Annotated in this window: 10 protein-coding genes; 4 read left to right on the plus strand and 6 right to left on the minus strand. The window is 47.7% G+C overall.

The window, feature by feature from the left end; genetic code table 11:
* Positions 1-6: 6 nt before the first annotated feature.
* From DCC81_RS03455 to DCC81_RS03470, 4 genes are all read right to left on the minus strand, one after another.
* The gene (locus DCC81_RS03455; RefSeq protein ID WP_108685190.1) at positions 7-1386 is read right to left on the minus strand and encodes a RagB/SusD family nutrient uptake outer membrane protein; all 1380 of its coding nucleotides are present in this window, start codon (positions 1384-1386) and stop codon (positions 7-9) included.
* Between the two features lie 11 nt (positions 1387-1397).
* On the minus strand, positions 1398-4727 hold the full coding sequence (locus tag DCC81_RS03460) for a SusC/RagA family TonB-linked outer membrane protein (RefSeq protein ID WP_108685191.1): 3330 nt from the start codon (positions 4725-4727) through the stop codon (positions 1398-1400).
* Positions 4728-4769: 42 nt separating this feature from the next.
* The gene (locus tag DCC81_RS03465) at positions 4770-5945 is read right to left on the minus strand and encodes a FecR family protein (protein ID WP_108685192.1); all 1176 of its coding nucleotides are present in this window, start codon (positions 5943-5945) and stop codon (positions 4770-4772) included.
* A 131-nt stretch (positions 5946-6076) separates the two neighbouring features.
* Positions 6077-6631 (minus strand): RNA polymerase sigma factor, encoded by a 555-nt coding sequence (locus DCC81_RS03470; RefSeq protein WP_108685193.1) that lies wholly within the window; start codon positions 6629-6631, stop codon positions 6077-6079.
* Positions 6632-7322: 691 nt separating this feature from the next.
* On the opposite strand from DCC81_RS03470, the gene DCC81_RS25490 reads away from it, so the two are divergent.
* The 4 genes from DCC81_RS25490 (at position 7323) to DCC81_RS03485 (ending at position 9957) form a co-directional block, all read left to right on the plus strand.
* Positions 7323-7943: a helix-turn-helix transcriptional regulator gene (locus DCC81_RS25490; RefSeq protein WP_165806420.1), complete on the plus strand. Its 621-nt coding sequence runs from the start codon at positions 7323-7325 to the stop codon at positions 7941-7943.
* A gap of 118 nt (positions 7944-8061) precedes the next feature.
* Positions 8062-8538: a MauE/DoxX family redox-associated membrane protein gene (locus tag DCC81_RS03480; RefSeq protein ID WP_108685195.1), complete on the plus strand. Its 477-nt coding sequence runs from the start codon at positions 8062-8064 to the stop codon at positions 8536-8538.
* 45 nt (positions 8539-8583) lie between these two features.
* Positions 8584-8829 carry a hypothetical protein gene (locus DCC81_RS25340; RefSeq protein ID WP_133177526.1) on the plus strand — a complete coding sequence of 82 codons (246 nt, stop codon included), beginning with the start codon at positions 8584-8586 and terminating at the stop codon, positions 8827-8829.
* A 72-nt stretch (positions 8830-8901) separates the two neighbouring features.
* Positions 8902-9957 carry a hypothetical protein gene (locus tag DCC81_RS03485; RefSeq protein ID WP_108685196.1) on the plus strand — a complete coding sequence of 352 codons (1056 nt, stop codon included), beginning with the start codon at positions 8902-8904 and terminating at the stop codon, positions 9955-9957.
* Positions 9958-9972: 15 nt separating this feature from the next.
* Here DCC81_RS03485 and DCC81_RS03490 read toward each other — a convergent pair whose 3' ends face one another.
* A complete protein-coding gene (locus DCC81_RS03490; RefSeq protein ID WP_108685197.1) occupies positions 9973-11355 on the minus strand; it encodes a RagB/SusD family nutrient uptake outer membrane protein in 1383 nt (460 codons plus the stop codon).
* An 11-nt stretch (positions 11356-11366) separates the two neighbouring features.
* On the minus strand, positions 11367-14645 hold the full coding sequence (locus tag DCC81_RS03495; protein ID WP_165806421.1) for a SusC/RagA family TonB-linked outer membrane protein: 3279 nt from the start codon (positions 14643-14645) through the stop codon (positions 11367-11369).
* Positions 14646-14754: the final 109 nt, after the last annotated feature.

The raw sequence follows: 14754 nt of genomic DNA on the forward strand, positions 1-14754 counted from the left end.
TACAAATTAATATCCTTGATTTTGAGTAATATGAGGGTTGGCATTGATCTCACTTTGTGGAATCGGAAAAAGAACAGCAGTTGGTTTCCAGGACGGCTTTAATGGTGAGAGCACAGCTGTAGCTCTCCCCGTTCGTTTAAGATCAAGCCATCGGTGTCCCCATTCCGTAAAGAGTTCAACTTGTCTTTCGTGTTCAATGGCCAGAAGTAGGGACGCCTGGGTAGAGGAGGTAGTATTGCCGAGGCCCGCCCTATGGCGTATCATATTCAGGTCCGCCATAGCTCCAGCAAGATTTGCGGTCATGGCCTTTGCTTCTGCTCTGATCAGATACAGTTCTGCCAGGCGTATCACCATTGAGTACTCGGTCAGATCGGAGGAGGAAAGTACTTTGTATTTGTACGGAAAATAATAGGTGGTGCCGTCTACTGTGATATTTCCAACCCAAAATGTTTTGCGGGTGTCGGCAGGTTCAAAGGCATCCAAAAGACGGTCGGATAGCACTGCGTTAGTGGGAGCGGCGGTTAGGATAAAGTCGACTCCTTCATTAGTATTTTGCCCAGGAATGACCGGTTGGAGTTGCCATATTGCCTCTCTGCTTTCCTTTAGGAAAACGGTAGAGAGGTCGGGTAGAAGTTGATATCTTGCCGTATTGGCAATTATTTTATCGGCTGCTGCAATGGCTTCTGGATATTTTGCTAAATACAAGTAGACCCGTGCAAGCATGGCCGTGGCTACATCGCTGTTGGGCAGGATCCGTGTGTCCGTAGGCCCAGGAGCTGGAAGATTATCGGCTGCTTCTTGCAGGTCCACAATAATTTGTTCATACACTTTATCTGACGAAGCCTTGGAAGAATTCCTGTTGCTTGAGTAATCGGTTGTAAGATTTAACGGGATGTCACCATATAAATTTGTCAGGTAGAAATAGCAAAATGCCCGGATGAACTCGGCCTGGCCGATCACTTCCTTTTTGTCCTCGTCTGCAATAGTGGAAGATGTCGTAACTCCGGCAATGATGTCATTACATTGGTAGATATAATAATATGGATTATTCCAGGTACTACCTGCCGGAGTCCCATTTAATGGAGTAACGGTGTTTTGGTACAGGCCCGCGTAATCAAGGCTTTGAGAGTAATTTACGAGTTCATCTGAGGACAGCCCACATACATGCCCAATACTTTCAGGTCCGCCGCTGGCAAAGCTATAATTTCCTTGCATGTCCGCATATAAACCGGTTACTGCGGCCATAGCCGTTGATTTACTGGCAAACACGCTGGCGTCAACCAGTCCCGTTTTCGGAGCGCCCACTTGCAGGAATTTTTTGCAAGAAAGTAGCATTGCCGGGAGTAGAAGAGCCATGATGATATTATTTACAACTTGTTTTTTCATAATTGTAAGGATTAAAGCGTCAATTGAATTCCAGCGGTCAAAGTTCTAAGCGTAGGGAGAACTGGATTATTTGTTCGGGCGTTAACTTCCGGGTCCAGACCAGAGAAGGACGTTATGGTTAAAAGATTCTGCCCCCGCAGATAGAGCGAACAACCATGGATGCTTACTCTGTTTAATAACATTGTAGGAAGCGAATAAGAGAGTTGCACGTTTTTGAGACGAATAAAGGAAGCGTCTTCATAGAAGGCATCACCGTAGAGTTTGGCATAAATGTTCGGGATCAACGCCTGCCCACTCATGCTGAATTTTTGGACCGTTGTCTGATCACCAGGATGTTGCCAACGCGCCATTACAGACTGCGGTTGATTGGAAATGAAACCAGGGTTTAGCACTGGAGGTATCGAGTATCCTTCCTGTTTTACTGCCTGAATAAAGAAATCCAATGCCCAGTTTTTGTAACGTAATTCATTGTCAAGTCCGCCATAGATTTTGGGGCTCAAATTGTAACTTGAAATTAGGTCCTGTGGGGATTGCGGATATGTGGTATATGAGCCGTCTTTTCCGCTTTGGAATTGGTAGATTCCTGTGGCAGGATCCACGCCGGCAACATGGAATGTCCTTTGAATCGTTAGCGGCTGACCGATGATATAAATGCTGCTGTATGCTGATGTTTCCAGACCGGGGAATGATACCAGTTTGTTATTGGGAATTGTAACATTGGCGCTCGTCCTCCAGGAAAATTTGGAAGATTTTATATTGATAGAGGTAATGTCAATTTCCCATCCCTTATTTTGTACCAGAGCCGGGAAATTTGCTATAACAGTGGTGAATCCAGCACTGGGAGGAAGATTGTAATTTACGAGCTGATTGGAAGACCTATTTCTATAGTAGTCGGCGTTAGCAATCAGTCGATTATCCCAAAAGCCAAAACTAAGTCCTACCTCCAGTTTTTTCGTTGTCTCCCATGAATAATCAGGTACGGCAATGTTGGCAGGATGAAGACCAGCAATACCATTGTATGGATACATCGTCGGATACCAGTTGCTGAGATATTGGTAATCGCCTATGCGATCATTGCCCGTGGAGCCGTAGCTTGCCCTCAGTTTGCCAAAACTTAAGAGGGAAAAATGGTTCCTAATCCACTTTTCATCTGAAAATATCCAAGTAGCGCCTACCGATCCGAAATTTGCAAATTGTTTCCCACGACCGAAACGACTCGAGCCGTCCCTTCTACCTGTCAGGTTCAGAATATAGCGATCCTTGTAATTATAGTTAATTCGCGCAAACAGAGCATTGTATTTGTATTTTGAGTATAATACGCTTTGAGGAGTGAGCGTTCCAGCGGCTGCCATGCTTTCCATAAGCGCGTCGTCTGAATATCCGGTAGCCAATACTGCGTTGCTCTGAGTGACGTCCTGCTGAAAAGTCGATCCCATCAAGGCTTGAAGTACTCCATTTTGGATGCTTTTTGTAAATGCCAGCTGGGGTTCAATGATCCATGTCTGAGTACTGCCATTTCCAAAAAGAGACGAAGTGTTGGCATTGGTGTTTGTTGCGGGATTCAGGGAACTGAGGGGGATGGTCTTGATCTCATCCATTTGCATACGAGTGAATCCGCCGTTGAGCTTTAATTCCAAAAATGGAAAGAGCATATAACCTAACTGAGCTGACGATAAAAGGTTATTGGTTGTAGCTTTATAAGTTTGCTTTTCATATGCATACGGATTACTAATGGACGGAGGCCATACGAGTGCTCCGGTTTTGTCGATTAAATCTGGTGCATTAGGAGGAAGAGTAAGGGCTGCATTGGTAATGTCCGTGTAAAATAGATCGTTTATTTCGGAGGAATAGTTGGCGGTTATAGAGGCTTTAAATTTATTGTTCTCAGACAAATGAGAAAGGTTTATATATGCGGATCCACGTTTGTCTCCATAGTCACCGGGGAAAACTGTTGTTTCATGATGATATCCGCTGCCTATAAGAAATTGCGTTGTGGCATTGCCACTTGATAGGGTGGCCTGAAGGTCCGTAATATGCGCATTGTTGCCAATTAGTCTCTTTTGCCAGTTGTTATTTTTGGTGCTATCCCAGACTAATAAATCCGGAGCTGATGCGGGATTCGGCATGGTACCATCGTTTGAGTATGCCTCCCTTCTCATTTGAAGGTAATTCCGTGTGTCAAGCACGTCCTTGAACTTTGCCACCTGGCTGATCCCAGTGTAAGCGGAGAAATTAGCGGTCGTTTTTCCCGGTTTCCCTTTTTTTGTAGTAACCAAGATAACTCCATTAGCGCCGCGTGAACCATATATGGAGGTTGCGTCGGCATCTTTCAGCACCTCTATACTTTCGATGTCCGAGGGGTTGATACTGTTCATCGGATTGCCGCCGTTAGTCATAGAGGACGAAAATGCGGTTGAACCAATTGAGTTGCTGGTAAACGGCACTCCATCTATAACGTAGAGAGGATTGGCGCTGCTAGAAATGCTGCCTATGCCACGCACCACGACATTCATACTTGCCCCCGGCACACCGCTGTTTTGACTAATGTATAATCCCGGGAGACGCCCTTCAAGCGCAGATAACACATTGCCCACGGACTGACTAAAGATTTTGTCAGCAGAAATCCCGCTGATGCTGCCGGTATTGAGTCGTTTCGATGTGTTGCCATAAGCCAGGATAACAGTTTCGTCCAAGGAGTTGGTCGCTTGTTGCAAGCGGATTGCGAGGCGTCTGGACCCATTGAGCACTATTTCTAAGGTTTTGTAGCCCAATATATGGACCTGGACGCTGGTCGCAGATATGGGCACATTTTTGATAACGAAATCTCCGCCTCCATCAGTGATAGCACCTATTTGAGTTCCTTTTACCATCACGGTAGCACCGGCCAGCGGCTCACCCTTTTCAGAGGAGATGTGACCGGTGATCGTGATAGAGCTGGTGTCTCCGACTTGGTTGGTTTCTGATTTAGGGATAATTGACTCAGGGCTCTTATAGGCGACAGTAATGTAGGAGTCAGTAATATGATAGGTGAAGGGCTGATGCTCGAAAAGTAAGTTTAATACTTTGGGCAGTGGTTGCTTTTTGACACTGATAGTGACGGGCTTTCCATATTTGATGACGTCATCTGCATGAAATAACACCCCGTAATGGCTGGCCTCCTGTAATTTGAGCAGGGCGGTAGATAACGGAACCTGTTTGAGCTGGATGGAGATAGCCGGATATTGAATTTCCTTAGCCTGCAATAATCCGGGCGAAAAGAGAAGTAGAAATAGTACCAGGATCCGCCCAGTGTAAGCAATACGGTACCTGGTCCGTTGACGGACAAACTTGTGAGCACGCATGACAAATGAGTTAAGAGGTTGGTTTTGATAAAAAGGGATGATCTATTTTGCCTCCTGGACAATAACTGTCCGGCCTTCTATTTTAAATGTGGCGACTTTCGTTTCTGAAATCATCGAAAGAATTTTATCCAGGGAAATGTTGCGGTCTATCTTTCCGCTGAAATGCGGCAGTTTGCTAAAGTCGGTTTCGAATTTTACATTCACGTCATACCAATTTTCCAGATCGTTCATGACCGATATTAGAGAAGCCTGATCGTAGTAAAAATAACCCTCTTTCCAGGCGGTTACAGCGTCAAGGTTCGCTGATCTGACAATAATACCGGTTGCGGTAGTTGCAGCTTGTGTACCTGGTTGAAGGTCCCTTGTCTTTCCGCCTGCTGATACCTTTACGACTCCACCAACCAAGGTAGTTTCAACCGTACTGTCGTTAGCATAGGCGGCTATGTTAAAGGACGTCCCCAATACCGTGACAGTGGTATGGGGAGCCTTAACTATAAACGGGGCGGAAGGAGAACTCTTTACTTGAAAGTACGCCTCTCCGGTTATTTCGACCTCTCGGTCTTGTGCCAGAAAGGACGTGGGATATTTTATAGAGGATGCGGCGTTAAGCCAAACCTCTGACCCATCAGGAAGTGTTAAATGCCATTGGCCACCTCGAGGCGTAGATAAAACGTGATACTCTTGCCTACCTGATTGCTGTGTAGACTGATATTTGATAGTACCACCCCTCTGCTTAATAACGGAATTTGAAAGCAACAAGTCGGTGTCCTGGCCGGTCTTTAAAGAAAGCTGTTGTCCATTGGGCAAGGTCAGTATTGCTTTGCTGGTCCCTGGCTCGATAACAGAAGCAGTAGATATTGGTCCAGGTTTCTCCAACAAATGCTTTTCATTAGACTGCCACCATAGGTAATAACTGAGGCCACCCAAAACTGCTATCAAGGCTGCCCAAGCGATCAATCTCCTAATAATTGCAGGTGTCTTTCTTATTTTGTCCTTTTCAGTTTCCCGTTCTTCTGGCTGGGTTGCATCGCTTCTTATGGGCTTGGCATATTCCTCCAATGATTCGTCTGAGAAAAGGTTGGCCAGATACCTTCGGTGTTTTTCACTCTGGGCCAGCCAATCCTTCAGCTCGACGAGTTCCTCTGGACTGATTTTCTCCTGTAGCGACCGCGTGGTTAGTTTCGCCATGCGAATGATTATGTCAACGGAGTCTTCCATGTAAAGAAATTAACAAGTCAATTAGATGAAATTCCTTTCTCGAGCCATCCTATTTGCTGCTACGGATGACCCCTTCCGTATATTAACACAAGACAATTTCTGTTTTGGTCTACAGGCGAAAGGAATTTTTTTTAAAGAAAGAAAAATAGGGAGAATACCTGGTCTGAGAGTAGCTTTCTCAGTTGTTTGACTCCCCGCATCCGGTGGGTTTTAACTGCGCTGGCCGATATCTCCATTATCCTGGCGGTTTCTTCCACCGTCAGCCCATCCAAGTAAGAGAGTTGCATCGCTCGTCGGCATTGTTCGGGAAGTTTCTGAAGTGCGGAGTGCAATTCCCGATATACTTCCGCGCGATAAATCCGCTCTAATACGGCCTCATCTATATCAACAGGTTGTTGGATTGAAGCAGTTTTTTGGCGTTTTTGCCTGGCTTTGTTACTGGTGGTTATGTTTAGACAAGTATGGTATACAGCCTTATAAAGATAGGATGAGGGCACTTGCAATGCTTGCCAGTTACCGTTATTCCATAATGATTCAAAAACGGTGGCCACGGCATCCTTAGCCTGAGTACGATCCTTAAGGAGCCCTTCGGCAAAATATCGAAGAGCGGCGTTGTATTCATTGAATAAATCAGTGAATCCTTGCTCGTGGGTACGGGCACTCCCTGCTGTTGGTTTGGCGCTCATAAAAATGTTTTAGCCAGGAAGTCATTACATCGCGTACAATGCTGTCGTTCCTAATACCGAGACGTTGGAAGGAGTAGTCGAGAGGGGAAATTAGCAGCTGACTAAAGATAAGCTGTTTTTTTCACAAACAAATTCCTTACTTTAGTATTGCTGCACTTAAAAAAACTTCCTTTCTCCATCCCTTCCACCGCATTTTCATCATCTTTTTGAGTCATCAAATTGTCTTAAACTTATGTTTAACCTTATGCCTTTTGCTTTGGAGGAGAAGGGTCGGGGGTACTTTCATTGGTCATCATTAGGGACAGGACTGTTGGATGTGGATCCTTCCCGGGCGCCGGACTCTTTTTTTAGCACATGGGGTGCTGGAGGAAGGGTGATCTGTCAGCCCGTGCGCGAGGAATTTCCCCTGGCCTGGCTACAGGAGTTCCAGCCAGGTCGCAATTGTAAGTCAGTCCAGTTGCACTGCGTAGAGGACCACTTGACCTTAGTGTACGTGCTGGCTGGCACGGTGGCATTAAAATGCCGATACGGCGCCAGTATGCTCGGGCCCGGTAGATGGGAGCTTTTGCCAGGCAATCTCCCCGAAATAGAGTTACAGGTATACGGCACTACACGTTTGTTGTTACTTGCGATCTCCCATGACCGCCTGCGCTATTATCAGGGTTCACTCCCGGACTTAACAGGGTGGCTGATGGCTCCTACCTTTTATGCCTGGCATGACAAACAGGAGGGAGGGAAGTTACAGGAGATGATAAATGAAACAGCGGGCAATTTGGCAACGTGTGGATGGCGGATGTCCCTGGACAGGCTGTGGGAATGCTATGACAGGATGCTGCTGTTTGCAATGGGAGATTTGGGTGTTTCACTCAGTGCTGCTGGCTGTGATCCGGAAGACCCATGTTGCCATGCTGCCGTGGTGTCCCGGATCCGCGTATTGCTACTGGTCGCTATTCAGAAAAGCACTCCACCGCCGCTGTCCCAACTGGCGATGGCGGTGGCTCATTGCGGAAGAACGCTTCAGAAGATTTTTAAAGAGCATTTTGGGCTATCTATGATGGAATATTTCATAGGCGCAAGGATGGAGGCCATTTTGCGGCAGATCATATGGACCGAAAAACCATTGCAGATTATAGCCCTGGAATTTGGATACCAGGATTATTCGACCTTTTCAAATGCGGTAAGACGGTGGTGGGCCGTATCGCCACGAGTACTACGTAAATCTCGGATACTACCAGCACGGAGTATCAAACTTAAAAGGCGCTTTGTCCGAAGACCGGAGGCGAGGATTGAAAACCTTTGCGATAACGGCTAAGTTATTCGTTTGCTCCTAACTTAATGGAGGTTGATAGTAATAATTTTACGGCCGTAACGAGTGTTACTACCAACCAATTTTCCCAGTACCGTGCCGCCGCGCAGAAAAATTTCATTTCATGGAATGGGCCTCTAAAAAGGCCGGCAGCCTGACTTCCTTCATCATTGCCTGCCTGCTTCAAGTTTTATTTTGCTATGCCGCCATCAGCAAGGTTTCCGACATGGAAAAATTCAGGACGGAAGTCGGACAGTCTCCCTTGCTCACTTATTTCGTAGGATTCATAGTGATCGCAGTGCCTGTGACAGAGTTGATCGCTGTTGGCCTGCTGTTCTTTACCAAGACCAGACTTTTGGGCATGTATCTTTCGCTTTTCCTGATGGCATCGTTTACGGCATACATAATAGCAATCATGAAATTTGCGGCTTACGTTCCCTGCAGCTGCGGGGGCATCCTTTCAGGCATGAACTGGTCCCAACATCTGGCCTTTAATTGCCTTTTTACGGGCCTGGCACTCACCGGCGTCGTAATAGTAGAGCGACAGACGCCGGCCCAGGTCAACCATAAAATATACTTACCGGCTTATCTATTAAGGTGAAGGCGGCTACCTGAAATGTCGCACCAATCATTAAATCCAACTTTTATGAAACGTCAACAATTCTTAATGGCAGGGATGCTGTTTCTTTCCGCCATCGGGGCACTTACCGTCAAAGCCCATGTAAACAGGCTGCCGACTGTCTATGGTAAACTTGGTGGCCAATGCCAGGCTTTATGCACGACGTCAATTGGTCCCGTTTGCGGTATGACCTCGGATGATGGTTTGTATTATGCTGGGGGAACTTGTGCGACACGTTTCACAGGCATATGTTATTCCATTCCAACCAATTAAACCTTTCTTCATAAGTTCCCCAAAAACGAGGCCGGGCTCTCCCGGCCTTTTCTTATTATAAAATAAAAGAGCATGAAAACAGTACTTCGCATAGGCATTACTACCATTATCGCCGTTGGTATTGTATGCTTTCTGCAGCTTTATGCCAAATATAGGGAGGGCCAGCCTACAGGATTTAATCGTCGGATGGTAATGGGCGTTTTACACGACCCCAATCATATCGATCTGAATTCGTCCTCCTTGTACATAATCTCCCTGGACGACAACAGGATTGTCCTGGGAGATACGAAAAAGTCAGGGTTGATGCTAACAACAGACTTCACCTTAAAAAATTGTGATACCAGTTTGTTGGACCTTCCTGATTCTGTCAATTTTGCCTGGGGAGCAGCTAGAATTGTGGAAAAGGGAAAACAGACGTTATTGGTCGAGGGCATTACCCCTAATATTTATGCATTCATTGGGGCAGGGTCATTACGGCCGACGTCTATGCCAGATGGTATACCAAGTTTTGACCTGCTTGCTCCTAGCGATAGTGGATTTGGCTTCCGGGCGGTAGACACTGTCAGCAATCAGTACGTCCTTGGCTCCTTTGTGCCGGGAGAGAAACTGACGGTGGACAATTCTATACTCACTGGTCAACAGGATGTTTTTTTTTCAGCTGATGGAAGCCTGCTGTACGATCCTGCCAGTCGCAGGTTCATTTATGTCTATTATTATCGAAATGGACTGATAGGGTTTAACCAGGGGCTGGACACAGTATACTATGGAACTACCATCGACACTGTTACCTTTGCTAAAATATCAATGCACCGCATCAGCAGCGAACGAAAAGTAACTTTTTCTTCGCCTCCTACCCGGATCAACAAACATGCCTGTGTTTCAGACGGATGGCTCTTTATTTACTCCAGCCGAAGGGCAGATAATGAAAAGGGGAAACTGGCTTTTACCAGCTCAGTAATTGATGTGTACTCCGTATCTGGATTCCACTATTTGGGCAGCTTTTATGTTCCTGACTATGATGGGAAGGGCATTCGGGACTTTGCCGTCTACAGCAACCATTTGGTGGCCTTACGGGGTGATGAACTATTTGTCTTCTCTTTCGATAGGATTAGGTTTTTGAAGCAATAATGCGGGTTTGCTGTGTCAATACCCTGGATTTTGGACTATATGAGGATTAAGTGCGATCTCAGTTGCGGGTATTGGAAATAATTGAGCACTCGGCCTCCAGGCGCTTCCCCTCATCGCAGTCATTACGCTGTCGATCATACCGGTTCTTTTTAGATCAAACCACCGGTGACCCCATTCCGTAAAAAGCTCCCGCCTGCGTTCTGCATAAATGGCCCTTAATAAATCCTGCTGGCCCATCGGCGAATCTGCGAGTAGGCTTGCTCTTGCGCGTATCATATTCAAATCTCGCAACGCACTGTCCGTGTAACCCAGATGGGCATATGCTTCTGCCCTATTAAGATAGAGTTCAGTCAGCCGAAGCATCATCAAATACTCCGAAAGGCCCTCGAATGTCCTTTTCCTATATTTGAAGGGGAAATAATTGGACTGGCCGCTCGAAACGTATGCGCCAATCCACTCGCTCTTTCGGGAATCAGTGCTATCAAAACTATTCACAAGACCGTCTTGAAGGGCCACAAGCATAGGGATGCGAGGGAGAATAAATACTTCTGCATCGGCTGTATTGAATCCTGGGAGCACTGGCTTAAGCTGGAGGATAGCTTCGTTGCTGTTTTTTAGAAATACTTGACTGGGCTGGGTGCAAAGCTGATATTGGTTGTTTCGGGAGATTACATTACTCGAGCTGGAAATACATTGTGAATAGTCCCCTGTATATAATGAAACTCTGGACAAGAGTGCTTCCGCTGCACTTTTGTTAGCGCGTATGCGTTCCCCGTCACCAGCATAGTCATCGGAAAGTAGAGAAGCCGCTGTGATTAAGTCACGCCAGATTTGACCATAAACTACATTCATGGATGACCGGCTAAGGGAATCGTTTACTGCATAATTTGACGACAATGCAAGTGGAACCCCTCCGTAAAGATTAACGAGGTAAAAATAGAAGTAGGCACGAAAAAATAATGACTCTCCCTGTAGCTGGCTGTTAAGGGAAGGGGAAATGCTTGAATTATTGTTGAGCCCTTCCAGCAAGTTATTGCATTGGTAGATCACCTTGTAAAGGTCCGACCATAGGCTACGGTTGATGCTGTTTGTTGGCGCTATGCTATTGAAATAAAACTGTAGCAGTTCTGGAGCCGGTGAAAAATTTTGCAGTTCATCGGAATAAAGCCCACAAAGGACTGCAATGCTCCTTTGGCCGGATGAAAATCCAGAGGTTGTACCAGATAGCTGTTCATAAATGCCGACAGCCGCAGCATTCGCATCTGAATCGTTTTTTAGCTGGCTGGGTTGGGAAGTGTATTGAGTTGGTGTCTTTGCAGATAGGAATTTTTTGCACGATGGTGAACCGAATGCGGCAAAAGAGATTATTAAACAGGCCCAATTTTTTGCTGGTTTCATGATTTTGTGTTTTAAAGGTTAAGAGCTACGCCTACAATGATTGTCCGCAAAGGTGGCATGAAACCAAGTACTGATTGAGTTTCGGGATCAGGACCTTTATATTCCGACAATGTCAGCATATTGGCCATGCGAAGAAAGATGTCTATTTCCGGCCGGTTCTGATGGGGTTCGTTTTTAACAGGAACTTTGTAATTAACAGAGAGGCTTTTTAATCGGACATAGGATGCGTCGCTGACGATGGCATCGCTCGAGGTGAGGTTGGCAAAAGCTCCATAGGTTGTAGAAGAATAGTCCTGCGTAAATTTCTGAACAGAAGCCCGCTGTCCTACATCCCTCCAACGAGCCAGCACCCAGGTAGGTTGGTTGGCGATTCCGCCAGGCGCATTTCCGCTAAAGGAGAGGTAGTTGAAACCTTGCTGTTTTACAAACTGAAAAAGGAGATCAATACTGAATTGTCCAACAGTTATTTTGGTACTGACACCTCCGTAGTATTGCTGGTCCATGCTCTTATATGCGGTGAGGTCACCTGGCGGAGCGATCTGGCCGTCCTGGTTGACGTCCAAAAAGGTGTATTCACCGGTCCCGGGATCCACTCCCGTCGCGTGGATCGCTTTATAAACAGCCAGGCTTTTACCCACCTGCAGCACGCCCGCATAGCTTGTGGTGTTGATACTTGGAAAGGATGTCAGCTTGTTTTGTGGAAACGTCAAATTAGCGGACCACGTCCAGGCGAACCGATGCCCTTGCACAGCGATGGCATTTAGCGTAAACTCCCATGACCGGTTCATAATCACGGCGCCGGAATTCCTGGTGATAGAAGGGAACCCGGTGACACCAGATAATGGTAGGGTAAGCAGCTCTTGGGAGGTCCGGCTACAGTAGTAAGTGGCAGACAGCTGGATTCTATCCTTGAGAAATCCCAGGTCTACAGAAATGTTTAATTTCCGAGACTCTTCCCAGCTGTAGTCATTATTGGAAAGCTGCTGGGGGACCAGTCCTCGCAGTCCACCATAGGGATAGGTAGCTTGGATGTAGCGATTTTGAAAGGCGTAATCTCCGATTTGATCGTTACCGGTGGTTCCGTAGGTAAAACTCAGTTTTGCGAGGCTTAAGGTATTGAACCGACTGTGCATCCATGGTTCTGCGGATATTAGCCAGGCTGCACCAACTCCACCGAATATTGCATATTGCCGGTTGGGCCCAAACCTACTACTGCCGTCCCTTCGGCCGGTTAGTTCCATAATATACCGCTCCTTAATCTGGAGCCTAGCTCTACCATAACCGGACAGGTACCGGTAGTCTAAACTTTGATTCGTGAGTGTGTCGATTGCTGCGGCCCCCCTGATGGATTCCAAGCTGTTTGGGTCAGTGTAGCCAGTGGCGTTGATGATATAATTATTGTTGCTGGCCCTGTGAAGCGTAGCTCCTGCCAACAGAAGCACTTTTGCTCTAGCAATAGAATGGCTGTACTCAAGCATGGGTTCCATAGTCCAAGATTGCAACGAATTTTTCCCAAATCCCGAGCGTCCAGTTGTGATTCCTGCGGATGGATTTATTGAGGCAACAGGACCTACATTTATTTCATCCATTTTTTCAGCCACAACTCCTGCATTAAATTTCAGCCGTAACGAATTCCAGATAGCATAAGATATTTGGCTGGTGATATCGGCTGTGTGGCTCCGAGCTTTGTAATACTGCGCCATGTTCGCATATGGATTATTAAAACCAGGCGCCCAGTTAAAGGAACCGTCTGGTAGTCTACCGGCGGGGGCATCCGGCGGCAGTTGTAAGGCAAACGACGTAGGATCCGCTGCCGGAAGGTAATGCCTTACCAGGCTGCCGTTAAAGGACACCGCCACCGCCAGCCTCCCCTTGGTAGAACGGTAGCTAATGCTACCATGGCCGGTAGCCCTGTTGGAATGGAAGTCTTGGCCCATGACAGTGCCCTCCTTGCCATAACCAGCAGAAAAATACGTCCGCAGAGCAGGCCCGCTGCTGTGAAAGGACAGCCGCTGCTCCCACTGTGGGGCGGTATGGCCGATCAGGGCTTTTTGCCAGTCGGTGTAGCGGGTGGTGTCCCATGATAGCAGATCGTAGTCCTTGGCCGGATCAGGCCTGGCCCCGTCTTTGGCAAAGGCCTCGTGGCGCATCTGCAGGTACTCGGGCGTGGAAAGCATCGGCACTCGCCGGTCGATCATGCCAATGCCGGCGGTGGTGGTCGCAGAAAAGCCCGTGCCCCCACCTGGCCTCGCCTTCTTCGTAGAAATGAGCACCACCCCATTGGCGCCCCGGGATCCGTAGATGGCGGTTGAGGTGGCGTCTTTTAGGACCGTGATGCCCTCGATGTCTTGGGGGGAAAGAAACTGCAGGGGGCTGCCCTGGTTGATAATGCCGCCGGTTTGTACCAGAGAGGTGGAGGGGAAAGGAATGCCGTCGATGATGTAGAGGGGGTCGTTGCCGCTACTGATGGAACTGCGGCCACCAATTTGAATGCTTACCTGGCCGCCGGTGGTGCCGGTCACCTGTTGCACAAAAATGCCGGGAAGGGTTCCTTCCAGGGCAAACAAGGCGTTGTTTACGGGTTGGATGGCGACCTGGGCGCCAGTCAGGTTGTTGATATGGCTGGTGCTGGTACGCTGAGAGGCCACGCCATAGGCTACGATCACGGGGACGTCCAGCTCCTTTTCGGCTGGTACGAGGGTAAACACCTGCGGACTGTCATCATGAACGGTGCGCTGTTGCGGAGTAAATCCCACGCAGCTTACCGCCAGTATCGCTCCCCGTGGAACGTCTGGCAGCCGGAAGGTTCCTTGGGTGCTGGTGGCCGTACCTTTCCCGGTCTGGATCACCACCACGCTGGCGTTTTCCAGCGGCCCGCTGGCCGCCCGCACCGTTCCACTCACCTGCAGGGCTGTGGAGGTGGCGTTGGACAGTTTTACGACGATTATATGGTCGATGATCTTATAGGTGAGTGGTTGGTCTTTTAGGACGAGGTCCAGCGCAGCGTGTAGCGTAAGGTTCAGTCCATGGATAGAGACCGGCTTAAACTGGGTTGTCACTCCGTCCTCCATCCAGAAGTGATAACCGGTTTGGGCCTCGATGTTTTTTAAGAGCGTGGAGATATCGGCCTGGTCGGCGGAGAGCGTTACCTTGCCTTGGGCGGCGGCACTGAAGTTAAAATGCAGGGACATGAAAACAAGTAGGAGGGAAAGATGGCTTGCTCTGAAAAGAGCGCCGGCAGCGGGTTTGCAGACCCCAAATACTTTTACAATTACATTGCTCGTTTGCATGTTCCCCATACCTTTGTCTTGGACCGACCGGAATATGTCCTACAAGGTCTGGGGCTTTCAGCCCGAAAGGCGGATGCTGGTAGTAGACAGTATCCGCCTGTTTTTATTT

Source organism: Chitinophaga parva (genome assembly GCF_003071345.1).
Taxonomy (GTDB): Bacteria; Bacteroidota; Bacteroidia; order Chitinophagales; family Chitinophagaceae; genus Chitinophaga; species Chitinophaga parva.

Excerpts from the sequence above, each read along its gene's own strand:
- DCC81_RS03485 (WP_108685196.1), top strand. The coding sequence starts at position 8,902 with ATGAAAACAGTACTTCGCATAGGCATTACTACCATTATCGCCGTTGGT.
- DCC81_RS03455 (WP_108685190.1), bottom strand. The coding sequence starts at position 1,386 with ATGAAAAAACAAGTTGTAAATAATATCATCATGGCTCTTCTACTCCCG.
- DCC81_RS25490 (WP_165806420.1), top strand. The coding sequence starts at position 7,323 with ATGGCTCCTACCTTTTATGCCTGGCATGACAAACAGGAGGGAGGGAAG.
- DCC81_RS03470 (WP_108685193.1), bottom strand. The coding sequence starts at position 6,631 with ATGAGCGCCAAACCAACAGCAGGGAGTGCCCGTACCCACGAGCAAGGA.
- DCC81_RS03495 (WP_165806421.1), bottom strand. The coding sequence starts at position 14,645 with ATGCAAACGAGCAATGTAATTGTAAAAGTATTTGGGGTCTGCAAACCC.
- DCC81_RS03480 (WP_108685195.1), top strand. The coding sequence starts at position 8,062 with ATGGAATGGGCCTCTAAAAAGGCCGGCAGCCTGACTTCCTTCATCATT.
- DCC81_RS03460 (WP_108685191.1), bottom strand. The coding sequence starts at position 4,727 with ATGCGTGCTCACAAGTTTGTCCGTCAACGGACCAGGTACCGTATTGCT.
- DCC81_RS03490 (WP_108685197.1), bottom strand. The coding sequence starts at position 11,355 with ATGAAACCAGCAAAAAATTGGGCCTGTTTAATAATCTCTTTTGCCGCA.
- DCC81_RS25340 (WP_133177526.1), top strand. The coding sequence starts at position 8,584 with ATGAAACGTCAACAATTCTTAATGGCAGGGATGCTGTTTCTTTCCGCC.
- DCC81_RS03465 (WP_108685192.1), bottom strand. The coding sequence starts at position 5,945 with ATGGAAGACTCCGTTGACATAATCATTCGCATGGCGAAACTAACCACG.